Genomic DNA, 21,940 nt, shown 5'->3' on the forward strand with positions numbered 1-21,940 from the left:
CGAGTTCGAAGCCGCATTCTACGATGCACAGCGGACCGACCAAACCCTGGTCGAAATCCAATAGCTCGAGCCTCCGACAGAACCAGGGCGTTTCAATGCGACGTAAGTCCCCTTGTAGCTATTCTCCGGACCGACGATGACGATCCGAGTGATCGCCCGCTCCGAAACCAGAAGCTCGACGTCATTGGCCAGCGCGTTGAGTCCTGCGCTGACCGACATTCCTGGGGCGGCTTCTAATTTGAATGGCTCGGACTCAATGATCGAGGCTCCTTCGAGGATCGCGCAGTAAGCCACGGCGCCAGCGACGTTGATGCCAAGAACAGCCAAGTAAACCCCCTTTGAGTAGGTAGGTTACGGCGTGCGCCGATGCAGGGGAGCTCGTTTCTCAGAACGGTTGCGTGCGGTCAGGTTGGTGCTGGGTTGGGGGCCGTTGGTGAGTTCATGGAGGAAGCGACGCCCAGTCAGTGGACCCCACGACGATGTTGCCGCTCGCGTCCACGGTTGAGATGCGAAAGCCTTGAGTGCCGTGCGCGTACCGGCGTGCTCGTCGCTCGGCGCGGAGGCGCTGAACGCCTCCACCTGTGTTGACCAAATCAGTGGTACCGGCTAATAGGGGGGTCGGAGGCTCGTATTCCTCGATCCACAGACGTATCTCGGCGGCTTTGAAGTTGCGATCCTCGACGAGGGCTGCGCTATGTCGGCTAATGGCGTCCCAGAACCATCCGAAAAATGCCTGAGTTGCCTTGACATAGCTCGCGATAATTGGCGGGAAGTCGAACTGTTCAGGTTGAGCTTCAAGGAATTTCGTCGCGGGACCGTCCCAGCCGGTCCAACGTAGCAGTGCGTCTCGGTCTAGTTGCAGCTTGTTGGCCTGCTGGACGTGCCTGCTTTCGTCCCATGAGATCGACGTACTGAGTCCGGGCACTGGGATGCTGTAGTGGGTGCAGTAATTCCTTAGCTTCGTCATGAACTCGGCCTCGCCGGTCTCGAAAATGTCCCGCCGCTTGGGTGTGTAAACGGAGGCTTCGAACTCCGAAGGCCCGTCTTTCGTGGGCCAACGGTGGCGCATTACTACCCGTTGGGAGTCGATGTAGGTGGTGACCGAGGTGAGGAAGTTATGCAGCAAACGGACTAGTTCGTCGACGTAGACACCATCAACGTCGGGTGCCTGCGTTTCCGAGTGGACGAACTTGTCGACGTGCGAGGATAGCTCTACTTCGTTGCGCCCAAAGGTGTACAGGCAGCGTTTCATAGCTTCCATGTCCTCTCTGAGCCGCTCACCTGGTAGTGCCAGCATGTACGCATTGCGCCGTTCCAGCTCAGCGAAGAAAGCTTCGTAGTCTGTTCGCACCTATCGACCGTATGTCGCGATGGGGTTCGGCAGCCTACCTTTGTCGAGGTTCCGGCCGGAGGAACTCGTTGCCCGGGTGGCGGCCCTAACGCCGCGTGCCAGACACCGGCGGTCCGAGCCCCAATGAGAACACAGTGCCAGGTTTCGGTCGACTCAAAGATGTCACCACTGTGGCGCGGACCGGCACCTCTATGTGTGTCTTTCTGCAGTGAGCCCAGTTGCCGGCTGGCTCCAGCCGACGCTGCGGGCTACACGGATCGGGTCCACCTGCGCTGTAAAACACCGATTTCGACGTGATCGACGTGGCAGTTCTCGTCTTGGCAGATGGGACGCCGTGGACGCAAGGCCACAACGACCTCGGAGCGCTGGAGAAGATCATTCCGCGTGGACAGGGCACGAAGTCGGGCGGTGTCACCCTCTACACGTCGGCCGACTTCCGCTCCACCGACAGTGAAATTCTCACCCGCCGAGTCTCCGGACCGATGCCCTGCTGGGAGCCACGAAATTCGACTCCGCATCACCTAGGGCCAGGCCAGAGGTTCACGGAGCGAGGGTGAACAGGTTGGTCAAGTTTCCGCCGCTCTTGAGGTTGGCGATCCGCTGTCGGTGCTCGTCGGCGCGACTGGTGGCGTAAGCCTCGGGTGGTCGTCCGGTGACGCGGGCCCAGATCGAGGTGTTCAGCGCGTCTTGCGCCAAGACCGCGGCCAAGTCGGTGATGGTTGCGCAGGCCTCTTCCGAGAGGGTGCCACCATGAATCGCGGCGTTGCGAGATCGGGTGAGACGCTTGACTCTTGCATCGACGCGGCGACGCTCCTCGTCAAACGCGGTGCTGATCGTCGCGGGCGAGGTCAGGATGTCGTCGCTCTCGGCGAGGCGGCGCGCCAGCCAGTGATCGGCATAGATCCCTCGGAGGGTTGCGACGTGGGCAATGGTCCTGGGGCTGTCGATGCGGGTGCCCCATCCCCCGTCAAGAAGGATGTCAGCCTCGATCACAGCGAGTTCCGGTGGAGTTGACGCACCCGGGGCGCGGTCGGGACGGTACTGCTGCACCGCTGCGAAGACGTCGAACACCACTCGCCGGGCGAACACTGTGAGGGTGTATCCGTCGGTCAAATACTGATCGATGAAGGTGTACCACCGCAGGCCGCCGGTCGGTGCGATCCAGGTGTTGCAGTGCTCGATGGCCCGGACCGCAGCCATCACCGTGCCTTCTGCGTCGGTGCGCGGCGTGTTCTTGAGTGCCGCTGACAGACGCAACGCGGGCTGCACCGCGTCAGCGATGTCGGCGGTGATGAGGTGCCCGTTGGCGGTGAAATTAGCCAAATCCTGGACGAAATGGTCATTCTGGTAGAAGTCAGGCTCGGGTAGCGGGGACTTCAATCCCCATCGAGGGATCGACGGCGCCCACGGAGAGCCGTCGAAGAAGAGATGGCCACCGAGGACCTCCCACATGCCATCCGTATGGCCCACCACCGCCAGCACCGCGTCGAGGTGCGTCCTCGCCGCCGCCACTGCACGGTGGTGTTCGACGTCGCGAACCTCGACGCGGGCATAGACTAGTGCCGGAAGGTATTCGAATCCGGTGGTGTCGTCGACCTTGTCCGACAGTTGAAGGTCGCGGATTTCCTCGGTGAGCAATTCGTCGGGGACGACGCCCCCCAGCACCTCGTGCGCCCGGTCTTGCTGGATCAGCAAGGTGGCGAGGCTCTGAGCTTCGTAAAAGGTGATACCTCCATGCGTCACGTACGGATCGCTCCCCAGGAAATACCCCGGGCTGAGGCGAAACCAGACCACGTACTGACCTGTCGGCGGACGCTTGAGGATGCAGCGCTCGGCAAGGTTAGCCAATTCACTGTCGGTGAGGTTGGCCCGAGCCTGGGGGTCGTCGAGGCGGGGGTCGACAGGATCGCCGACCATTGCTTGAGCCTGCTGCACGCTGCTGGCGTAGCCCATGAGCACCTGAACGGCAGTCGGGAGGGGGCTGAAATAGGCGCGATCCTGTCGACGGTATTCGCTGAGGCCCACCACGGTGTCGCGCAGGTACGCGATTCGCTCGCTGGGGTACAGAACATGGTTGATGTCCTGGCAGCCGGCCACCAGGTCGCGCCACGCGGCCACGAGCGCGTCGTCGCGATCCAGCAACGCCGCAAGCGCGGCGGCCTGCCTGGCGACGGCGGGTCGTTGGGTGTCGTCAATTCGCGGCCGGGAGGCGCCCGCCCGCGGCACCAGGAGACCGTTGGTGATGGCTTGATGAACGCTTCGCGCCGCTGTGTCGACCAAGGCGAGAAGTTCGGGGCCGATCCACTGCAGGCTGTCGGACAAGTCGGCGGCCATCGAGGTCCAGCTGTCAATGTTTACGCCGTCGTGTGGGCGGGGGTCAGCACCCGCGGCCGTGATCTCCAGCGTGACGGCGGTCAGCGGCATGTAGCCGGCACGGCAGGTGACCGGCTCCTTCCGACTGATGTACTCGCGCAGTTCCTCAAGCCACCGCGAGTGCTGTTCGAACAAAGCCTCTGCCCTTCTCGGTTACGCACAGCGAACCGCAACGACACCGTTGACTGTACTGCGCACTCCCCGCGCCCTAGACCCATCCAGGCGCGATGCCAACAGCTCGGTTAAGAGGGACTGCGATCCGTCGAGCCCCGCCTTGTAGCCGGTTGTCAGCCGCGACGGCAGGGACCCACGACCCGTTAGGGCCAGAGGGGTCTGCGCGTTACTTACCAGCGTAGGCATGGGTAGCCGCCGGAGCCGGGGGGCCCAGCGGACGTCATGCTCCTCCGCATCCGCGCGAGTACAGCCGATCCACATTTGGATGAGACTGGCAGCATGATGACTGGCGCCGACATACGACGTACCCGCGTGCCGATTGGCAGACCACGACCGCCGACGAATCCGTCGTAGTTAGGAGCCCACCTAATGGGCAGAGGACAGAAACCGAACAGTGCCGCCGCCGCTCGACTCAACGAACTGGCCGACGTGGCCGAGCAGTGCCGAATCTCCTTCTTGGCAACAGCTGATGAATCACTCTGGCAGCCGCGCGAGGGATCGCCAGCTGCGAGAGCGAAAATCATTCTGTCGCAACGTGATCCGGCAGTCTCCAGCGCCGACATGTCGGCTGGCTTCGACTTAGTCTCCGAGGTGGTTGTCACGTACCTCGAGATTGCCGCTGCACATCTGGGCGGCCTAGCGGCACTCTATCGGGCCGAGGAGTTGATCTTCCCGCCACTGCCAGTCGCGCGTTCTGTCATCGAGCACAGTTCTCGTGTGTTGTGGGTTCTGGGTGATTCGCCGATTCGCTATGTCGACATCCTCGCCCGAGCCTACCTGAGCGATGGGAGGAGGTTCGTAGACGGGCGATTGCTGCGTTCCCAGGAGCCACTGCTGAGGACCTGAATGACGGCAAACCCGGTCGTACGCTTGCACGAGCAGCCCGGGTTCCGCGCTGGGGATCATCACCACCGCATCCTGATCAACTCGCCAAACCTGAAGCTGACCTTCTTCTTTGCCGTTCCTATCCCAGTTCGTTCCGGCTGGAACGCCCGATGGCACCTGTCCGATGGTCGGCCCCGGCGCCGTCTTCATGGCGCTCACCTTCGTGGTGTTCGCGCTCTACCGCGTCTTCGCAACCACCATGAGTGGGCAAGTCAACACCGCCCCAGAGTGATTGCGTCGCTGCGGCGCAGGACGGCCGGCGTTAGAGGGCCGGTAGCTTTGCGAGCGCACTGCGGAGTGGTATCGGCAATCAGCTTGACGTGTGCAGGATCTCGGTCCATGATCGGGGGGCAAGCACCTCGCTAGGTGAGGCGTCTGCACGGACACAGGCCACTGACCCCAAACGTCGAGAGACGCCCCAGGGTCAGGACAGCTCCTCCCGGCTCAAGGGTCGAGCCCAAGTGGCTTCGGCCACCAGGTGTTCCTGGTGGCCGATACGCCGTGCAGTGCCAAAGCTCTGACGAGAGGGGTGTCGGTGCGGCATACGTCCGCATCATCTCCCCGTGCTTCCGATACGACGCCCACGCGCGTCCTGGCTGCGAGGAGGTGAGGAACACCGTTGAGTACCAGTGATAGACCGCGTCCGACGGCGTGCCCGCCAAGAGGACAAGCTTCGCCAGTCGAGCGCTAAACGACTCTCCTCAAACACCTTTCACGCGCACCGCGCCTTCCGCGGTGTGCCGCCGGCGGCTGCCCACTGCAGACCGCCGCTGTTTCAACGACCTTCGGAGGACATCATGAGCACCGTCGAGATGATGCTGCGGTTGGGCACCGGCATTGGACTGGGCACCGTCATCGGAATCGAGCGCCAGTACCGGGCCCGGATGGCCGGGTTGCGGACCAATGCCCTGGTGGCCGCCGGGGCCACGCTGTTCGTGTTGCTCTCGGCCAACGGATTCTCCGGTGCCACAGCCGATCCCACCCGGGTAGCCGCGCAGATCGTCTCCGGGATCGGCTTCCTCGGCGCCGGGGTGATCCTGCGGGACGGGCTGAACGTGCGCGGCCTGAACACCGCCGCCACCTTATGGTGTGCGGCTGCCGTGGGTGCGTTGGCCGGCGCTGGCATGTACCCGACGGCGCTTGCCGGGACCGTCGGCGTGGTCGCCGTCAACGTCGCCCTGCGGGTCGTGGGCCGGGTGATCGACCGCCGACCGAACACCGGTGACGAGCAGCCCACCACCTACACGTTCTACGCCGTCACCCGCGACGAGCAGGAAGCCCACGTACGCGCACTGCTCGTGCAGGCCTTGACCCGCACCGAATTCCGGGTCGTCTCGATCGCCAGTACCAACACCGACACCGCCGGCCACGTCGAGGTCCGCGCCGAACTCGTCGGCGACCGTCGCGACGATCGCCAGATGGAGTCGGCCGTCAGCAGGCTGAGCCTCGAGCCGTCGGTCAGCGCGATCCGGTGGGCCGCCGACAGTCCGCTGGTCGGGGCCGGGGATGCCGAGCGCTGACCGCGGTCACACCGGCGGGGCGGGGTCGTACTGGATGTAGCGCCGAACCTCGCGAGCCCGGTCGACGCCGACAAGCCGTGCGACGAGGTGCAGTGCCATGTCGATCCCCGCCGATACGCCTGCGGCAGTGATGACGTCGCCATCGTCGACGAAGCGTTCCTCCCGCCGGACGTCGATGGTGGGGTCCAACTCGGCGAGCAGATCGAGGGCCGACCAATGGGTGGTCGCGGGGCGATGGGACAGCAGGCCCGCCGCAGCGAAGACAAGGGAGCCGGTGCAGACGCTGGTCAGCAGGGGGACCTCATCGCGTTGGCGGCGCACCCAACCCAGGTGGGCGTCGTCGCGCAGCTGCGGCCGCGTGCCCTGACCGCCCGGGTTGATCAGCACGTCCAGCGAAGGGGCGTCGGCGAAGGAGTGCTCGGCCTTCACCGTCAGCCCCTTCGCACACCCGACCAGCCCGCCGGCCGGGGACAGCGAGGTGACGACGTATCCATCGTCGGGGAACTGACGCGTCCACGCGGCGAGCACTTCCCAGGGCCCGACGGCGTCGAGTTCCTCGACGTCGGGGAACAGCACGATCCCGATCCGTCTCACCTCGTTCACGTCAAACACCCTGCGGGGCAACGAGGTACGTGCCGTGGCCCTCGACGACGAGGCCGCCACTGAATCTGAGGACCTCGTTGACGAGGCCGTCGTCCTGGTTGCGGTAGTTGATCACGACCGTGTCGACTCCCTGGTAGACGCCTTGAACGGTGAAGTGGAGATTGGGCACGCGCGCCAAGGCGACGTGCCAATACGTGCGCAAGGCGGGCTTGCCGCGAACCACCCCGGTCGATTCTGGCACGACCCTGGCCGCCACGGGCGAGGTGAACACGACGTCTTCGCCGAAGTGTCGGAGGACCGCCTCGACGTCGTGGGCGTTCCAGGCCCGCACCCACTGCTCACCGAAGGCCGTCGCATCGAGATACATCGGAGCACTGTAGCCACGCGACGCGGCAGCCAGCCACCGATTTTGGCGTCGCAGAGGCGCCCGGCCGCCTAGGACGCTGGCACATCGATTCACCGCTGGTTAGTATCCGGTGGGGCCTGGGTTGTCGTGGGCGTCAGTTATCGTGTCGTCGGTTCGCATGGGTGGGGCGAACGTGCCACCGCACCCCACTGCCTGAGGTGCCGAGGCAGCGACGGACAGGTTGGCATCGTGCATTTCCTCAGTTCGCTCGCCGGCGCTCGCAGCGGCGACTTCGGCAAGCAGCGGGTCCGCATGTTGCGGATCTACCTGGGCGCCACCACGTTTCTCTACCTCTACGGCGTGGTCTTCACCTTGTTCCCGGTGCGTACCGATCTGACGTACGCAAATCCCCGCGGCGGGATCGTCGCCATCGTGCTCGGTGTCTCGGCGCTGATCTCGCTGGCCGTCAGACCGGATCGTCTGGGCCTCGTCACCGTGGCCGCCATGTTCGCAACCCCGATCGTGATGGCCTTCCACGTGTCCCTCACCGCGGAGTACGTGTGCCTGATCGCACCGATGTTCCTCGCGATGTATCTGCGGGCATTCCATCCACCGCGGCAGGCCCTGCTGGCGATCACCGCTCTGATCGCCGCCTGCATCGTCGCGGTCGTGGTTAGCCCAGCGCCGCACCTCGGCGTCATCACGCTGCTCATCATCGCCATCGCGATATCGGGGGCCGCCGAATCCTTCGGCCTGCTCATGCGCGCGACGTTCGTCGCGGCGTGCACCGACCCGTTGACGGGTCTGCTCAACCGCGCCGGCTGGGAGATCGGAATCGCCGATCTTCTGGTGCGTTCCAAGAACACGGCGACCTCGGTCACGGTCCTTGCCTTGGATATCGATGGTCTGAAGGCGATCAACGACACGTTCGGTCATGCGGCGGGAGACCAGCGGATCGTGGACTACGCCCACCGGTGGATTCGGGCCGCGCCAGGCGGTGCCGTCCTGGCGCGGTTGGGCGGTGACGAGTTCGCCGCCTGCATCGTGGACGCGGACCCCGCGACCGTCGAGGAGTTCCTCGACGACATTCGCCGCAACACCCCCGGGGTCAGCGTCGGCACCGTCACCGACGACTCCCGGAATGCGTCGGTGGCAGAATTGCTGACCCGCGCCGACGCCGCGCTCTACCGCGGCCGGGGACGGCCCCTGCACGACGATCGCGGCTGACACCGCCTGCGCAGCAGTGTCTTTCAGGCGGCGCGGCCGGTCACGACGAGCGCGTGGTAACTAGACGGCAGCCGCCACGATGGCGTGACCTCCGCTGCTGCGATCCCTGCCAATCGTCTGACGCCGCTGCGGGATCGCCCCTCACCGCCGCGTCTTCTAGCCGACTCCGGGAGCGAGGTGTCCGGCCAGCGCTCCCTTGGTGAGGATCACCTCGACCGGCTCCGCCCTGGCACCCAGATCGTATTGGCCGAAGAACAGGTGGATGGCGTCGTCGGTCACGGCGAAGTTCTGGTAGGTGGCCTCGTCGAGCCCGATGCCGGCGGGGATGGCGAAGTCCGCGCCGAACCGCGACGGAGATGCGAGCTGCTTGGCGACCAGAGGGTAGAGGACCTCGGCCGGCCGGGTACCGGGGGTGAACAGCTGGTCCAGGCCAATTGGTTGACGTGACGCGACATCGACGGTGAACGACTTGTAGAACGTCGTCGGATGCGCAGTGCCAGAGACGTTCTCGGTGATCCGCAACACGTCGGACTGCATTCCGGCCCTTGGCGATTCGTAGAACGCCCCGGACGCGGTGAACGAGCTCCCGTCCGGAGTCGGCTGCAGCGAGCGGACGTCGTTCTCGTAGTCGTCGACCGTCCGGTTCAAGTAGTCCTCGACCGCGCGTTGGTCGGCATAGTTCGCCGGGATCTTGACCGTGATGTCGGAGGGAAACACCAGATTGGTGGCATCGAAGTGACAAAGCCCATCGGACTGCACCGTGTCCGGGGTGCAGAACTGGTAGGCCGTCTCGGCCGCTGCGATGCCGGTGACGCAAAGGCTCATCGCCGCTACGGCGGCGGCTACGGTGAGACGGCCGACGATCCTGCGGCGTGTGCCCGGTCCCATCAGGCGGCCAGCACGTAGTTGGCCGCTGCGTCGGCGGTGTTTACCGGCTCGTCGCGCTGGGCGACGATCATCTGGAACCCGGTGGACTGCCATCCCCACAGGAACGCTCCCATCGGCACCTGCAGGCCCGCCCCGATGTTCGGACCGCTGTCGTTCACCGTCACCATGCCGTTGTTGGCGTCGACCGCGATGACGACGATGGCGTGGTTGGGGTCGGTGAAGCTGGAACCGTCGCTGCCGAAGTTGCTGGCCGCCCACAGGGTGTTGGCGTTGACCATCGTCATGACGGCCTTGTCCTGCGCCAGTGCGGCTTTCAGACCCTCCAACTGCAGGACGCCGTTGGCGAAGGTGGCCTCGGCGTCGCTGAACTCGGTCAGCACCCCGGTGATGCCGTACTTCTTGAGCAGTGTCACGGCGTCCTCTGCGTTGGTACCGCTGTCGGGATTCGCGAAGTCCCAGATGTAACCCGTGTGGACGACGCTCCTGATCTGCGACGCCGTGGTGAGGATGCTGTTCTCGGTCGGTAGATCGCCGGTGAGCTGACCGATGACGGCGGCCGTCGCCATCATCTGGCAATCCCCGTAGGACTGTTGCTGCCAGTACTTGGAGTCGGTGGAATCGCCGTAGAGGCCCGTGCCGGTCGCGGTGATCGCGACCCGGGCCGCCGCCGTATCGGACCCGGCCAGGCGCAGCCCCTGGGCCACCGAGTGAAGGGCCTGCTGCACGAAGCCCGCGAGACCGGAGAGGCGCAAGGCGGCGCCGTTGTCGACGGACACGGTGAACGAGTCGGTGATTCCGGGTGTCACCAACACGTCCATCGGAGTGTAGGTGTAGGCGCCGGTGTGAGCATCGAGGACGACCGAGCCGTACTTCGGCTGCTCGACCACCGTGTAGGTCAGGGCTTGTCCGTTCCCGCTGGTAGCCGCGATCGTCCCGGAGACCGCACCCTGCCCCGTCGGAGCCTTCGTCGGCAGCGTGATCGTCGGCGCTTGATTGAAGAAGATGTACTGCATCTGCGCGACGAAGCCGGCGAGCAGGGCTTGCAGCGTGACGGGCTCGGGCGCGATGGCCAGCTGGGATGCGGCGGGCTCGGGATCGGCAGCCACGGTGGCAACCCGCGTCGCGGAGCCCGACTTCGCCTGCGCCGCGGTCGATGGTGATGCTGAGACGACGGGCACGGCGGAGCCGCTGCTGGAGGCCGGCGGCGACGCCGTGGTCTCGACGGCATCACCGGTGGTCGACACGGGCTCGGGGTGCGCGGCTTCCTTCGTTGCGTCGACCGCGGCTGCTGCGGGCGAGTTGGCCTCGCTGTCCGAGGTTCTCGGGGTGCTCGCCGCTTCGATCGCTGCCCGGGTCGGGGTGCTGGTCGTGGTCTCCACGTGCTGACTGGTTGCCGAGTCACTGGCCGTCGCCGCAGCCGACGAGGTGATCTTCACCGTCGACGCGGACACGATCCCACTGCGCGCGATGTCGGCTGTCGACGCCGGGCCCGAGGAACCGTGTTCTGAATCGCCGCTGCGCGCGATGGTGCTGGCACCGACCTCGCCGGCGGTGTTCGTCGCGGGAGTCGACGCTTCCGCCGTGCCGCCCGTCGAGGCGGTGCTGGTCGAGCTGGAGCCACTGGCGCTCGAGCTGTTCGGCGAGTCGCTCGAACCCGTTTCGGCGGCGGCCACGCCGGAACCAGCCGCGAGCGCCGCTGCCACTCCCAGCGTGATCACTCCGGCGCCGAGGGACATTCGTGCCCATCGGGCGGGCCGAGAAGTGCCTGCAATCATCGAAACGCCCCCCACCTTGCTGCCATCCCCCAAATTAGCGACTGCGTAAGTAACCGCCGTCAGCGAATATAAGGGGCCGGGGCACGGCCTCGCAAGCGAATGCTTGGTGGATATCCGGCAAGCTGCCGGTTTGCGGCGTCGAACGCAAAGCCGAGCGACTATGCGATTCGCGGCAGTTCGAAAGCGGTACTTAGACCGGTGCCACTATATGCACCGACCCAAGAACTGAATGTCAGCGAACGAAGTGATCCATTCTGGCAAATTCGAGAGATGGCTAGTGACGGCGCGGTGCGCCCAACCGCTCATTAGCCCGGCTACGTTCGAATCCGCCACCGACGTCACGCGCCGCAGACTCGTCGCGACACCTTTCCACTCACTCCAGATCGACCTTGCGCCGATGCACCCCGACGTGGAACTGCTTGCATCCCCACGGCGTATTCAGCGCGAAGTGGACCGTCTTGGGCCGGCCGAGCAGAGTCGTGGCGACGACGGTGCCGACCGCACCCGCCGGCACGTCGGGTACGTTCATGCCGTCGATCGCGGACCGGGCAGTTACTTTGTCCCCTCGCTTGTATCTGCGCATGATTCCTCCCAGTGAGCTGCGCGTGCTCGTCTGATGGCTTCCCTCCCTGCTCCATGGTCGAACCGAGTCATGCTCGCGCGCAACCGAATTTCCGACGACGAGAAGGCGGCATGCCCTTCAGCTCGTGGCGAACCGTGTCGCCGACGACGCACACGTTCGACCGGTCGGTCCTATGGTGAGGCGATGAGCCCCGAGTCCGAATCCGCCGACGTCGAACCGCTGTGGCGCGAGCTGGCCGGTCGGTTGGTGCGCGAGGAGCGCACCAGCCAGGGCCGCACGCTAGGCCAGGTCTCGCAGCGTGCCGGCATCTCGCCGCAGTACCTCTCCGAGGTGGAGCGCGGCCTCAAGGAGCCATCCTCGGAGATGCTTGCCTCGATCTGCGGCGCCCTCGGTCTGCGACTCGTCGACCTGCTGCGCGCCGGGGACCGCCACCTTGCGCGACGCCGGCTCCGGCTGGCGAGCCCGACCCGGGAACGCGCCGCGCGTCCGCCGTCGGGTCCGGTGCTGCTCGCCGCGTGACGGGTGCTCACGCGGCCGTCTGGCGAACCTTCCGTGGCGGGACGATGCGGTCGGCGAGCCCGTAGGCGACGGCTTGTTCGGCGGTGAAGACCTTGTCGCGCTCCGTGTCTCGCAGCAGCGTGTCGGGAGACTGACCCGTGTGCGCACTGAGGACCTCGTTCATCTGGCCGCGTACCCGCAACACCTCCTTGGTGTGCAGCGTCAGGTCCGAGATGGTGCCGCGGCCGCCGATGGACGGTTGATGCAGCAGCGCCCTGGCGTGCGGAAGCATGGCGCGATCGCCGTCGGCACCCCCGGCCAGTAATACCGCCGCCCCCGACGCCGCCTGTCCGACGCAGGTGGTGGCGACCGGGGAGTGGATGAACTGCATGGTGTCGTAGATCGCCATGGTGGCCGACATCGACCCGCCTGGCGAGTTGAGGTACAGGCTGATCTGCTGGTCGGGGGAGTCCGACTCGAGGTGCAGCAGTTGGGCGACCACGACGTTGGCGACGTCGTCGTCGATCTCGGTGCCGAGGTAGATCACCCGGTCCGACAACAGCCTCGAGTACACGTCGACGACGCGTTCACCGCCGGCGGTGCGTTCCACGACGTTCGGGATCGCGTAGTGACCCATGTCAGTACCCCAGTCCGCTGTTGCGACCGGCGGGCCGGATGGCGTCCAGCGAGGACACCACCGCGTCGACGAAGCCGTATTCACGCGCCTCCTCGGCGGTGAACCATCGGTCGCGGTCGGAGTCCGCCTCGATCCGCTCCACCGACTGCCCGGTGAATTGGCTGTTCAACCTGTTCATCACGGCCTTGGTGTGCTCCAGGTTCTTCGCCTGGATCTCCACGTCGACGGCAGTCCCCTGGACGCCAGCCGAGCCTTGGTGCATGAGAATCATGCTGTGCGGCAACGCAAATCGTTTGCCCGGCGTGCCGCCGGCGAGCAACACCTGGCCCATGCTGGCCGCCAGGCCCATGGCGACGGTGACGACGTCGGGCTTGATCGCGACCATGGTGTCGTAGATGGCCAGCCCCGCGGAGACCGAGCCGCCAGGTGAGTTGACGAGGAAGAGGACGTCGCGCCGCGGATCGTCCTCGGCGAGCAGCAGTAGTTGCGCACAGAGCTTGTTGGCGATCGCGTCGTCCACCTCCTGGCCGAGCTGGAGGATGCGCTGGTTCTGCAGGCGGGTCAGCAGGTGATCGGTCACTGGATCGGGCAGGGTCGTCGATGTCATGCCCCGACGATCGCAGCGCCTAGCTCATTCGGGCCAGTGAATCTGCCTCAGGCAGATCCGCTGACAGCAGCGGCGTCCCACCAGTCGAGCACGCGAATCCCAGATAGCGTCAACCACTTCGACGGTTCACCCGCCGCGACGTCGACCTCGAACCAGACCCGTCCCGGCAGCCGGCCGGCCTGTAGCCAGGTGCCGTCGGGCTGGCGGGCGGCGCGGATCATCGCGATGGCGTCACCCATGCGCGGATCGGGCGGCGAGCCGTCTAGGAGTGCCGCGCGGCGCAGGTACTCGGCGGCGTTGAGCACGCTGTAGCGCCACCGCTCGGGGTAGGCGAACCGATCCACCCATGGCCCCACCGGTTCTCCGGTCGACAGGCGGCGATACAGCCCGCGGGTCAGCAGGTAGTCCGTGCCCCGGCGTCGGGCCTGGCGCGTCTCCGCAGAACCGCCCGTGGCGGCGTCGTAGTCCAGTAAACCCTTGAGCGCGTTGAGCGTCGAGTGGAACGACGACCGCGTCGCACCCTCGATCCAATCGCAGTTCCACCCACCGTCGGCGAGTTGACGCTCGAGGAACCAGTCGACGATCGCGGTGACGTCGACGCCCAACCACGACCCGTTCGAGACCGTCCACGCATTGATGCAGCAATCGACCTCGCCACCCCAGTACGGCAGGTTCTCGTACTCCCAGCGACTGTTCTCGGCGAGCAGTTCGGCGGTCCGGCGCTCCCGGAGCACGGCCGGGTCCAGGCCCCACTCCCGCAACGAGTTCATGGTCCAGGTGGTCGCCGTCCAGGGCTGCCCTTCATCAGCCTCGGGGCCGTCGCCGTCGAAGTCCGCAGGGAAGAACGCACCGCCCGCCCACTGCCCGTCGGCGTCTTGAAGTGCGAGCAGGCGGGCCCCGTACCCCTCGGTCGCGACCCTGGCGCGGGTGGCCTGCCACACCGCGGGCGCCGCCCCCGTGACGTCACGCTCGACCTGCCAGCGCAGGGCCGGGTCGGAATCGAGGAGCCAGGCCGTCGGGCGCTCTGCCGTCATCGCTGGACTCTAACGCGGCTCGGCACCAGATCGACTGAGCGGCAACGCCCGTGGCACCATCGGGGCATGACGGAACCACCCAACGGACTGCCCAGGTACCGCCTCCTGACCGGTGCGGACGACGAGGCCTTCTGTCGACGCGTCAGCGAGGCGCTCGAACTCGGGTATCAGCTCTACGGCGACCCGGCGATAAGCCTGGACGGCGGGCGAGCCGTGGTGGCTCAAGCGGTCGTCTGGCACGAGGTCGTGCGGTACGTGTGAGCTCCAGCGTCAACACCTTCGCGCCGCCGGCGGGTTGGCGAGCGGCGCCGCGGGCCGCCGGCGTCGTGGTCACCCGGCCGGCGAGCTGGGCGAACTCGACGACCGTCGCGACGAGGACCAACTGGACGACGCCAACGGCAAGCACCGGCCACAGCGTCGCCGCGACGAGTGCCCACAGCGGCCGGGGCCGGTGGGTGCCGCGCCGAGTCAGCCGGACCGCCACCGCGAACGTGGTCGCGGCCGCCACCCAGCCCACCGCATAGCCGCCGACGATGGCGCTCACCATCGGCAGTGCCCGGGTCTCGAAGCAGTCCAATTCGTTGGCACCGTTGCCCCCGTCGGGAAGATCGAAGTCGTTCGGAGGGAGTCGGCGCCACCTCGGGAAGCGGGCCAGAAATAACTTACTCCTCGGTAAGATATTTACCGTCCCGTTACCCCGAGGTCAAGAGGAATTCAGGCCTCTTGGTACGAATCGTCGGCCAATCTCATCCGGACGGCATGCAAGCGGCGCCCAGCGGGCGATGGCGGCTCAGTCGTCGCCGGCGGCAACCAGCGACTGCAGCTTGACGTTGGGGTTGTCGCGCTGGAAGCCCTCGAGCCGCCACTTGGTGGAGAAGAGCACCAGGATCACGCCGTCGGTCCTGGTGAAGACCTCGACGGACGGCTGCCGTGAGAGGAAGTCGACGTCGTCGGGATCTGCAGCCCGGGCCACGGTGTAGGGCAGCGGCTCCAGTGAGATGGGCGCGCTCATCTCGGCGGCCATCCGGTGCGTCGCCACCTCGAACTGCATCGGTCCGACGGCGGCGAACACGGGCGCCTGGTCACCCCGGCGGTCCGAGCGCAAGACCTGGACGACGCCCTCCTGCTCGAGCTGCTCGATGCCCTTGCGGAACTGCTTGTGCTTGCTGGGGTCGGTGCCGCGGGCGACCGCGAAGTGCTCGGGCGAGAAGCTGGGGATCGGCGGGTACACCACGGGGGTGTCCCGGTAGAGGGTGTCACCGGGACGCAGGGCGTTGGCGTTGGCCAGCCCGATCACGTCACCAGGCCATGCGGTGTCCAACGTCGAGCGCTGCTGGCCGAAGACCGACTGCGCGTACTTCGTGACGAACGGCTTGCCCGTGGTGGCGTGGGTCAGCACCTCGCCACGCTCGAACGTTCCTGAGCACACCCGCGCGTAGGCGATGCGGTCGCGATGGGCGGAGTCCATGCCGGCCTGCACCTTGAACACGAACGCGCTGAACGGTGCGTCGGCCGGACGGCGTCGGCCGTCGACGTCGAGCTGACCGTGCGGCGAGGGGGCGAGTTGGACCAGCACGTCCAGCAGCTGGTTGACGCCGAAGTTCAGGGCGGCCGAGGTGAACAGCACCGGGGTGGTCGAGCAGCCGAGGAACGTCTCTTGGTCGTAGTCGGAGCCGTCGGCGGACAGCAGCTCGGACTCCTCGACCGCGTTGTCCCAGTCGTCGCCCGCTGCGTCGTGGGCGCGCTCCGGCGCGATGTGCTCCTCGGGCGCGGCCTTCGCGCCGCCGGCGGTGCGGGTGAATCGGATGAAGTTGCCGGTCCGCCGGTCCAGCACGCCCTTGAAGTCACCGGCGATGCCGACCGGCCAGGTCAGGGGCGTCGGACGCAGCCCGATGCGCGCCTGGATCTCGTCCATCAGTTCCAGCGGGTCGCGACCGGGACGGTCCCACTTGTTGATCACGGTGATGATCGGAATGCGTCGCAGCCGGCAGACCTCGAACAGCTTGAGCGTCTGGGGTTCCAGGCCCTTGGCGGCGTCGATCAGCATCACCGCGCAGTCGACGGCGGTCAGGACGCGGTAGGTGTCCTCGGAGAAGTCCGCGTGGCCGGGGGTATCGAGCAGGTTGATGACGCAGTCCTGCCCGCTGGGGGCGCGGTACGGGAACTGCAGCGCGGTCGAGGTGATCGAGATGCCGCGGGCCTTCTCCATCTCCATCCAGTCCGAGACGGTGGAGCGACGGCCGGCCTTGCCGTGGATGGCGCCCGCCTCGGTGATGACGTTGGCGTGCAGGACCAGGGCCTCGGTCAGCGTGGACTTGCCCGCGTCGGGGTGGCTGATGACGGCGAACGTCCGGCGCCGCCCGGCTTCTGCGGTGATGCGGCCGCCGGTGGTGGAGACGGGGGCGGCGTCGGGGCTGGAATCGTCGGTCATTGCGCCATCGATGGTATTCGCCGGTGGACCGTTTCGATAAATCGCCGTCGGGGCTCCGGACCCGTCGAGTCGCACGTCAGACGCCCCGCACGAGCAAGGATTGGGTCATGCCCACACTGCTGCATCTGGATTCCTCCGCCGACCTCCTGCACTCGACGAGCCGCTCGCTGACCGAGCACTTCGCGGACACCTGGCGCGCCCGAGGTGCGGAGTACACCGCGGTGCGGCGCGACCTGCACCGCGACCCCCTGCCGCATCTTCCGACCAACGCCCTGCACTGGGCGCCGCGCCTGCGCGCGGAGGGTGAGGTCGCCGACCCGCGGGCCGAGGAACTCCAGCAGGCGCTCATCGCCGAGGTGCTGGCGGCGGATGTGCTCGTCATCGGCGCGCCGATGTACCAGTGGACTGTTCCGTCCACCTTGAAGGCGTGGTTGGACTACCTGCACGTGCCCGGTGTGACGGCTCCGTACGACGAGCCGACGCTGCCCTTCGCGGGCAAGCCCGTGGTCGTCGTCTGCAGCCGCGGGGACCGCTACGGTGCCGGGACGCCGAACGCCGGCCTGGATTTCGTGACGCCGGTGCTCACCCAGGTGCTCGGTGCGGCACTCGGCATGGACGTGACCTTCGTCGTCGCCGAATTGACTCTGGCGCAACGTATTCCGGCGATGGGTGAGTTCATCGCCGAGCACCGGACCGGGTTGGCCAAGGCGCAGGTGGAACTCGAGGCGCTGGCCAACCGGTAGCGAGTGCGTCCGTCCTGCCCAGCCGGCGCAGTCCCCGTCTGCTTGACGTTGCCTGGGCGACGTCCTGTGAGTTGACTTCGGGTCGCCGCCCCGCCCTAGCCATCGATCAATTGGCGAGCCTAACCTAACCTCCGGTCTGGGAAGTGACGGGAGGAACGTGCAGGGCATCTTCGTTGGCACGTTCCTGATCGGCCTGCGCGAGGGCCTGGAAGCCAGCCTGATCGTCGGCATCATCGGCGCGTTCCTGGCCCGCAACGGAAAACCGGTGCGCCCGATGGTGATCGGAGTGGGGCTGGCCGTCTCGATCAGCATCGCCGTCGGCGTCGGGCTGGACGTGCTCTCCACCTCGCTGCCTCAGCGCCAGCAGGAGATGCTGGAGACGGTCATCGGCGCCGTCGCCGTGGTGTTCGTGACCACGATGATCATCTGGATGAATCGCAACGCCTTCAGGATGAAGGGCGAGCTGGAACGCGAAGCGGCCCAAGCGATCAACGACGGGGGAGCCCTGGCGTTGGCCGCAATGGCATTCCTCGCCGTCCTCAAGGAGGGGTTCGAGACGGCTGTCTTCCTGCTGGCGGCGGCCCAGGCGTCGCAGGGCAACCGCTGGTTCGCGGTGGTCGGCGGCGTGGCGGGCCTGGTGGTGGCCGTCGCAATCGGCGTCGGCATCTACCTCGGCAGCCTGAAACTCGACCTCGGCAGGTTCTTCCGAATCACCGGAGTCTTCCTGGTGTTCATTGCGGCGGGCCTGGTGATGAGCTGCCTGCGCACGGCGCACGAGGCCGGCTGGATCGACGTGGGGCAGGCCCGCGCGTTCGACTTCTCGTCCTGGATGCCCGCGAAATCCGTTGTGGGGGCCTTCATCACGGGGATGTTCGGAATCCCCGCCGATCCGCGCCTGATCGAGGTCGTCGGCTGGCTGCTCTACGCGATTCCCGTGCTGATCGTCTTCCTTTGGCCGGCGCGATGGGCTCCGGGGCCGACCGCGAAGCAGCGGATCACCTGGATCACCGCGACCGCGCTGGCGGTGCTCGCCGGTGCCATGGCGCTGCTGATCCCCGCCGGGGGCGGCGCCCAGCCGGGGCCCACCCGCACCGCGACCACCGCAGCCGGCGATTCGCTGACGGCCACCTTGCGGGTCGAGGGGGCGGGCCCGGTCCTCGTCGTCGGTCCCACGGGGGGCCGCTTGCAGAGCATCGCGCTGCAGGCCGCGGGTCAGCAGTCGGTAGACGGGGTCGACGTCGACGTGTGGCAGGCGACGGTGACCGCCGACCCCGGCGTCACCACCAACCCGATCACCCTCGGCCAGCTGGCGGAACTGGCCGGTGGACGGCTCCCGGTGGGATTGGGCTCGGCCCGCACGCCCGGCCCGTTCGACGCGCAGTGGAGCGCGAACACCGTCTACACCGTGCTGGCCCACGGGACGGACGTGGTCACCGCCGACCGGGCCAGCACCCGGGTCGCGACGCTGCGCGGCGGCGGCCTGACCAGCCCGAAGACCGTCAGCCTCGGTGGGCTCGCCGCCGATTGGGCGACGGCACCCGGGGACGACCGAGCGGTCACCGCTCAGCTCACCCAATCGACCCGCGACCGGTCCGAGCGCGCGCTCTGGACGGTGTGGCTGCCGACGGTGTTCGCCGGCGCCGCCGTCCTGCTCGTGCTCACCGCAGCCCGCCGATACCGCACCAGTTCGACAACCGAAAGGCAACGACGACTACATGATTCACCTACCCCCGACGAGATCGGTGTCTCGTAGCATTCTCCTCGCGGCACCTGCTGCCCTTGCGACCGCCCTCGTGCTCAGCGCGTGCGGGTCGAGCACCGATGCCGCGAAGAGCACGGCCACTGCCAGCGGACCCAGCACCGTCAACGGCATCAGCACGGTCGACGTGACGCTGTCCAACGACGGCGGCAAGGACGCGTGCGCGGTCGACACCACGAGCGTGCCCGCCGGTCCGGTCACCTTCAAGGTCACCAACTCCAGTGCGCCCGGCATCACGGAGATGGAGCTGCTGAAGGACCAGCGCATCGTCGGCGAGAAGGAGAACCTCGCACCCGGCCTGGATCCCGTCACGTTCACCGCCACCCTCGACGGTGGCCAGTACAAGATCTACTGCCCCGGTGCGAGCAACGAGTACCTCGACTTCGCGGTGACGGGTCAGGCGGCTTCCGCCCCGACCGGAACCGTGGCGACGATCCTGAGCCAGGGCACCAAGGACTACTCGGCCTACGTGGTCGACCAGGTCGACCAGCTCGACAGCGGGGTCAAGGCACTCGACGCCGCCGTGCAGTCGGGTGACCTTGCCGCGGCCAAGGCGGCCTACGCCAAGGCGCGACCGTTCTACGAGCGGGCCGAGTCCAGCGTCGAGGGCTTCGTGCTGCCTGGGTTCGCGGTCGACGACAACGCGGGCAACCTCGACTACCTGATCGACATGCGCGAGTCCACGCCCGTCGACGCGAAGGTCGGCTGGAAGGGCTTCCACGCCATCGAGCGAGATCTATACCAGGGGAACGCGATCACGCCGAGCACCAAGGCACAGAGCACCGAGCTGGTGGGCAACGTCGGTCACCTGGTGGCCGTCGTGGGGCCGCTGCAGTACAAGCCCGAGGATCTCGCCAACGGCGCGGCGGACCTGATCGAGGAGGTGCAGAACACCAAGATCACCGGCGAGGAGGAGGCCTTCAGCCACATCGACCTCGTCGACTTCGCCGGCAACGTGGAGGGCGCGCAGCAGGCCTACGCCTCGCTGCGACCCGGCCTGCAGAAGATCGATCCGGCGCTGGCCACGACGCTGGACGGGCAATTCCAGACCGTGTTGACGACGCTGGACGCCTACCGCGATCCCTCGGCGCCCGGCGGCTACCGGGTGTGGACGCCACAGCTGCGCGGCACCGACGCCCCCAAGCTCACCGCGGTGATCCAGCCCTTGCACGAGAGCCTGGCGACCGTTGCGCAGAAGGTGGTCTCGGCCAGTTGACGACTGATGATCCGTCCGCTGCTGCCGCGCCGGGGGTGTCCCGGCGCGGCGTGCTCTCCGGCGCGTTGCTCGCAGGTCTCGGCGGCGCGGCTGCCGGCGCCACCGCTGGGAGTTCGATGGCTTGGGCGCTGGCCTCCTCGAACGCCGCGTCGGCGCAGGACGCCGACACCGTCGACCTGACCCGCAGCTACCCCTTCTACGGGACCGGCCACCAGGGCGGAATCGCGACGCAACCGCAGCGGCACACGATGTTCATGACGTTCAGACTGGCCGATGCGGTCACCAAGACGGCACTGCAGACGCTGCTGGCGAGGTGGTCGGCGGCGGCCGCAGTGCTCCAGGGCGGCGATCCCGTCGGCTCGGTGCAGCCCGACGACGAGGTGGCCCCGCCCAAGGACACCGGCGAAGCGTTCGGCCTGAGCCCCGCCAGCCTGACGGTGACCATCGGGCTGGGCCCGGCACTGTTCGACGGGCGCTTCGGGCTGGCTCCGCACCGGCCCGCCGCGTTCTCCGCCCTGCCGCCCCTCAACGGAGACGTGCTCGACCCGAACTTCACCGGCGGCGAACTGTCCGTGCAGGCGTGCGCGGACGATCCCCAGGTCTGTTATCACGCGGTGCGCAATCTGGCCCGCATCGGCCGCGGCGTCGTCACACCGTTCTGGGCCGTGCTGGGCTTCGGCAGGGCCTCGGCGGGGCCTGGTCAGCAGACGCCACGAAACTTGCTGGGCTTCAAGGACGGAACCCGCAACGTCGAGACCGACGACCAGTACGCCCGATTCGTCTGGGTGCACGACGGCGATCAACCGTGGATGGAAGGTGGCACCTACCAGGTGGTGCGCAAGATTCGCATGCTGCTGGAGACCTGGGACGCCGATCGGGTCGGCAACCAGCAGCGCATCATCGGACGCCACAAGGACCAGGGCGCACCGCTGACCGGCACCGCCGAGATGGACGCCCCCGACTTCACCGCCAAGGGCCCGGCCGGCGATCCGGTCATCGATCCACTGTCGCATCTGGCGCTGGCCGCACGGGAGAACAACGCCGGCATCATGATTCGCCGTCGCGGTTACAACTACACCGACGGCCTGGATGCCAACGGCGAACTCAACGCCGGACTGCTTTTCATCGCCTACCAGAACGACCCGGAACACTTCATCCGTCTGCAGAACCGGCTCGGCGGCCACGATCTGCTCAACGAGTACATCCGGCACGTCGGGTCGGCGATCTTCGCGATCCCGCCAGCGCCGGAACGGGGTCACTATCTGGCGCAGCCGCTTTTCACCTGAGCAC

25 protein-coding genes and 1 riboswitch are annotated in these 21,940 nt (G+C 67.0%); of the genes, 13 read left to right on the top strand and 12 right to left on the bottom strand.

Going from position 1 to position 21,940, the window contains the following annotated elements; genetic code table 11:
- Positions 1-18: 18 nt before the first annotated feature.
- The 3 genes from SBI80_RS06870 to SBI80_RS06880 all read right to left on the bottom strand — a co-directional run bounded on the left by SBI80_RS06870 (position 19) and on the right by SBI80_RS06880 (position 3,859).
- The gene (locus SBI80_RS06870; protein ID WP_318973738.1) at positions 19-327 is read right to left on the bottom strand and encodes a hypothetical protein; all 309 of its coding nucleotides are present in this window, start codon (positions 325-327) and stop codon (positions 19-21) included.
- A 112-nt stretch (positions 328-439) separates the two neighbouring features.
- Positions 440-1,351 carry a hypothetical protein gene (locus SBI80_RS06875; protein WP_318973739.1) on the bottom strand — a complete coding sequence of 304 codons (912 nt, stop codon included), beginning with the start codon at positions 1,349-1,351 and terminating at the stop codon, positions 440-442.
- A gap of 540 nt (positions 1,352-1,891) precedes the next feature.
- Entirely contained in the window at positions 1,892-3,859 is a 1,968-nt protein-coding gene (locus tag SBI80_RS06880; protein WP_318973740.1) for a hypothetical protein, read from the bottom strand.
- Positions 3,860-4,267: 408 nt separating this feature from the next.
- On the opposite strand from SBI80_RS06880, the gene SBI80_RS06885 reads away from it, so the two are divergent.
- From SBI80_RS06885 to SBI80_RS06895, 3 genes are all read left to right on the top strand, one after another.
- Positions 4,268-4,744, top strand: coding sequence for a hypothetical protein (locus SBI80_RS06885; protein WP_318973741.1), 477 nt, complete (start codon positions 4,268-4,270; stop codon positions 4,742-4,744).
- Positions 4,745-4,853: 109 nt separating this feature from the next.
- Positions 4,854-5,015, top strand: a complete 162-nt coding sequence (locus SBI80_RS06890; protein WP_318973742.1) for a hypothetical protein — start codon at positions 4,854-4,856, stop codon at positions 5,013-5,015.
- A gap of 119 nt (positions 5,016-5,134) precedes the next feature.
- Positions 5,135-5,319: riboswitch (M-box (ykoK) riboswitch) on the top strand.
- Positions 5,320-5,580: 261 nt separating this feature from the next.
- Positions 5,581-6,303, top strand: a complete 723-nt coding sequence (locus tag SBI80_RS06895) for an MgtC/SapB family protein (protein WP_318973743.1) — start codon at positions 5,581-5,583, stop codon at positions 6,301-6,303.
- 6 nt (positions 6,304-6,309) lie between these two features.
- Here SBI80_RS06895 and SBI80_RS06900 read toward each other — a convergent pair whose 3' ends face one another.
- Both SBI80_RS06900 and SBI80_RS06905 read right to left on the bottom strand, forming a co-directional pair.
- The gene (locus SBI80_RS06900) at positions 6,310-6,897 is read right to left on the bottom strand and encodes a DJ-1/PfpI family protein (protein WP_413232687.1); all 588 of its coding nucleotides are present in this window, start codon (positions 6,895-6,897) and stop codon (positions 6,310-6,312) included.
- A 10-nt stretch (positions 6,898-6,907) separates the two neighbouring features.
- Positions 6,908-7,273: a nuclear transport factor 2 family protein gene (locus SBI80_RS06905; protein ID WP_318973745.1), complete on the bottom strand. Its 366-nt coding sequence runs from the start codon at positions 7,271-7,273 to the stop codon at positions 6,908-6,910.
- A gap of 228 nt (positions 7,274-7,501) precedes the next feature.
- Between SBI80_RS06905 and SBI80_RS06910 the strand changes: the two genes are divergently transcribed.
- Positions 7,502-8,479 (top strand): GGDEF domain-containing protein, encoded by a 978-nt coding sequence (locus tag SBI80_RS06910; protein ID WP_318973746.1) that lies wholly within the window; start codon positions 7,502-7,504, stop codon positions 8,477-8,479.
- A 156-nt stretch (positions 8,480-8,635) separates the two neighbouring features.
- Here the strand turns inward: SBI80_RS06910 and SBI80_RS06915 are convergent, their stop codons facing one another.
- The gene (locus SBI80_RS06915; RefSeq protein ID WP_318973747.1) at positions 8,636-9,304 is read right to left on the bottom strand and encodes an RsiV family protein; all 669 of its coding nucleotides are present in this window, start codon (positions 9,302-9,304) and stop codon (positions 8,636-8,638) included.
- A 62-nt stretch (positions 9,305-9,366) separates the two neighbouring features.
- Entirely contained in the window at positions 9,367-10,473 is a 1,107-nt protein-coding gene (locus SBI80_RS06920) for a C39 family peptidase (RefSeq protein ID WP_318973748.1), read from the bottom strand.
- A 1-nt stretch (position 10,474) separates the two neighbouring features.
- Between SBI80_RS06920 and SBI80_RS06925 the strand changes: the two genes are divergently transcribed.
- Together SBI80_RS06925 and SBI80_RS06930 are read left to right on the top strand one after the other, a co-directional pair.
- Positions 10,475-10,753, top strand: a complete 279-nt coding sequence (locus tag SBI80_RS06925; RefSeq protein ID WP_318973749.1) for a hypothetical protein — start codon at positions 10,475-10,477, stop codon at positions 10,751-10,753.
- Between the two features lie 39 nt (positions 10,754-10,792).
- Positions 10,793-11,191, top strand: a complete 399-nt coding sequence (locus tag SBI80_RS06930) for a hypothetical protein (RefSeq protein ID WP_318973750.1) — start codon at positions 10,793-10,795, stop codon at positions 11,189-11,191.
- 324 nt (positions 11,192-11,515) lie between these two features.
- Here the strand turns inward: SBI80_RS06930 and SBI80_RS06935 are convergent, their stop codons facing one another.
- Positions 11,516-11,671, bottom strand: a complete 156-nt coding sequence (locus SBI80_RS06935; RefSeq protein ID WP_318973751.1) for a hypothetical protein — start codon at positions 11,669-11,671, stop codon at positions 11,516-11,518.
- Between the two features lie 237 nt (positions 11,672-11,908).
- Between SBI80_RS06935 and SBI80_RS06940 the strand changes: the two genes are divergently transcribed.
- Positions 11,909-12,244 (top strand): helix-turn-helix domain-containing protein, encoded by a 336-nt coding sequence (locus SBI80_RS06940; protein ID WP_318973752.1) that lies wholly within the window; start codon positions 11,909-11,911, stop codon positions 12,242-12,244.
- Between the two features lie 7 nt (positions 12,245-12,251).
- Here SBI80_RS06940 and SBI80_RS06945 read toward each other — a convergent pair whose 3' ends face one another.
- Genes SBI80_RS06945 through SBI80_RS06955 form a run of 3 tightly spaced genes read right to left on the bottom strand, consistent with a single transcriptional unit; the run spans position 12,252 to position 14,501 of the window.
- Positions 12,252-12,860: a ClpP family protease gene (locus tag SBI80_RS06945; RefSeq protein ID WP_318973753.1), complete on the bottom strand. Its 609-nt coding sequence runs from the start codon at positions 12,858-12,860 to the stop codon at positions 12,252-12,254.
- Between the two features lies 1 nt (position 12,861).
- The gene (locus SBI80_RS06950; RefSeq protein WP_318973754.1) at positions 12,862-13,467 is read right to left on the bottom strand and encodes a ClpP family protease; all 606 of its coding nucleotides are present in this window, start codon (positions 13,465-13,467) and stop codon (positions 12,862-12,864) included.
- Between the two features lie 47 nt (positions 13,468-13,514).
- Entirely contained in the window at positions 13,515-14,501 is a 987-nt protein-coding gene (locus SBI80_RS06955; RefSeq protein ID WP_318973755.1) for a prenyltransferase/squalene oxidase repeat-containing protein, read from the bottom strand.
- A gap of 66 nt (positions 14,502-14,567) precedes the next feature.
- On the opposite strand from SBI80_RS06955, the gene SBI80_RS06960 reads away from it, so the two are divergent.
- A complete protein-coding gene (locus SBI80_RS06960; protein ID WP_318973756.1) occupies positions 14,568-14,762 on the top strand; it encodes a DUF1737 domain-containing protein in 195 nt (64 codons plus the stop codon).
- On the top strand, positions 14,759-15,025 hold the full coding sequence (locus SBI80_RS06965; protein WP_318973757.1) for a hypothetical protein: 267 nt from the start codon (positions 14,759-14,761) through the stop codon (positions 15,023-15,025). The genes SBI80_RS06960 and SBI80_RS06965 overlap by 4 nt, the downstream gene beginning before the upstream one ends.
- A gap of 266 nt (positions 15,026-15,291) precedes the next feature.
- Here SBI80_RS06965 and SBI80_RS06970 read toward each other — a convergent pair whose 3' ends face one another.
- Positions 15,292-16,932 carry a peptide chain release factor 3 gene (locus SBI80_RS06970; RefSeq protein ID WP_318973758.1) on the bottom strand — a complete coding sequence of 547 codons (1,641 nt, stop codon included), beginning with the start codon at positions 16,930-16,932 and terminating at the stop codon, positions 15,292-15,294.
- A 107-nt stretch (positions 16,933-17,039) separates the two neighbouring features.
- Here SBI80_RS06970 and SBI80_RS06975 point away from each other — a divergent pair, with 107 nt between their 5' ends.
- The 4 genes from SBI80_RS06975 to SBI80_RS06990 all read left to right on the top strand — a co-directional run bounded on the left by SBI80_RS06975 (position 17,040) and on the right by SBI80_RS06990 (position 21,936).
- Positions 17,040-17,675, top strand: a complete 636-nt coding sequence (locus tag SBI80_RS06975; RefSeq protein ID WP_318973759.1) for an FMN-dependent NADH-azoreductase — start codon at positions 17,040-17,042, stop codon at positions 17,673-17,675.
- Between the two features lie 157 nt (positions 17,676-17,832).
- Entirely contained in the window at positions 17,833-19,428 is a 1,596-nt protein-coding gene (gene efeU / locus SBI80_RS06980) for an iron uptake transporter permease EfeU (protein ID WP_318973760.1), read from the top strand.
- Positions 19,418-20,650 (top strand): iron uptake system protein EfeO, encoded by a 1,233-nt coding sequence (efeO, locus tag SBI80_RS06985; protein ID WP_318973761.1) that lies wholly within the window; start codon positions 19,418-19,420, stop codon positions 20,648-20,650. Before efeU ends, efeO begins: the two co-directional genes overlap by 11 nt.
- Entirely contained in the window at positions 20,647-21,936 is a 1,290-nt protein-coding gene (locus SBI80_RS06990) for a Dyp-type peroxidase (protein WP_318973762.1), read from the top strand. Before efeO ends, SBI80_RS06990 begins: the two co-directional genes overlap by 4 nt.
- The last annotated feature ends 4 nt before the right edge of the window (positions 21,937-21,940 follow it).

This window comes from Mycolicibacterium sichuanense (genome assembly GCF_033741125.1).
In the GTDB taxonomy this organism is placed as follows: Bacteria; Actinomycetota; Actinomycetes; order Mycobacteriales; family Mycobacteriaceae; genus Mycobacterium.

Bases quoted from the DNA above. Each gene is read 5' to 3' on its own strand.
- SBI80_RS06885 (WP_318973741.1), top strand. From the start codon at position 4,268: ATGGGCAGAGGACAGAAACCGAACAGTGCCGCCGCCGCTCGACTCAAC.
- SBI80_RS06895 (WP_318973743.1), top strand. From the start codon at position 5,581: ATGAGCACCGTCGAGATGATGCTGCGGTTGGGCACCGGCATTGGACTG.
- SBI80_RS06905 (WP_318973745.1), bottom strand. From the start codon at position 7,273: ATGTATCTCGATGCGACGGCCTTCGGTGAGCAGTGGGTGCGGGCCTGG.
- SBI80_RS06915 (WP_318973747.1), bottom strand. From the start codon at position 9,304: ATGAGCCTTTGCGTCACCGGCATCGCAGCGGCCGAGACGGCCTACCAG.
- SBI80_RS06935 (WP_318973751.1), bottom strand. From the start codon at position 11,671: ATGAACGTACCCGACGTGCCGGCGGGTGCGGTCGGCACCGTCGTCGCC.
- SBI80_RS06940 (WP_318973752.1), top strand. From the start codon at position 11,909: ATGAGCCCCGAGTCCGAATCCGCCGACGTCGAACCGCTGTGGCGCGAG.
- SBI80_RS06945 (WP_318973753.1), bottom strand. From the start codon at position 12,860: ATGGGTCACTACGCGATCCCGAACGTCGTGGAACGCACCGCCGGCGGT.
- SBI80_RS06950 (WP_318973754.1), bottom strand. From the start codon at position 13,467: ATGACATCGACGACCCTGCCCGATCCAGTGACCGATCACCTGCTGACC.
- SBI80_RS06955 (WP_318973755.1), bottom strand. From the start codon at position 14,501: ATGACGGCAGAGCGCCCGACGGCCTGGCTCCTCGATTCCGACCCGGCC.
- SBI80_RS06960 (WP_318973756.1), top strand. From the start codon at position 14,568: ATGACGGAACCACCCAACGGACTGCCCAGGTACCGCCTCCTGACCGGT.
- SBI80_RS06970 (WP_318973758.1), bottom strand. From the start codon at position 16,932: ATGACCGACGATTCCAGCCCCGACGCCGCCCCCGTCTCCACCACCGGC.
- SBI80_RS06975 (WP_318973759.1), top strand. From the start codon at position 17,040: ATGCCCACACTGCTGCATCTGGATTCCTCCGCCGACCTCCTGCACTCG.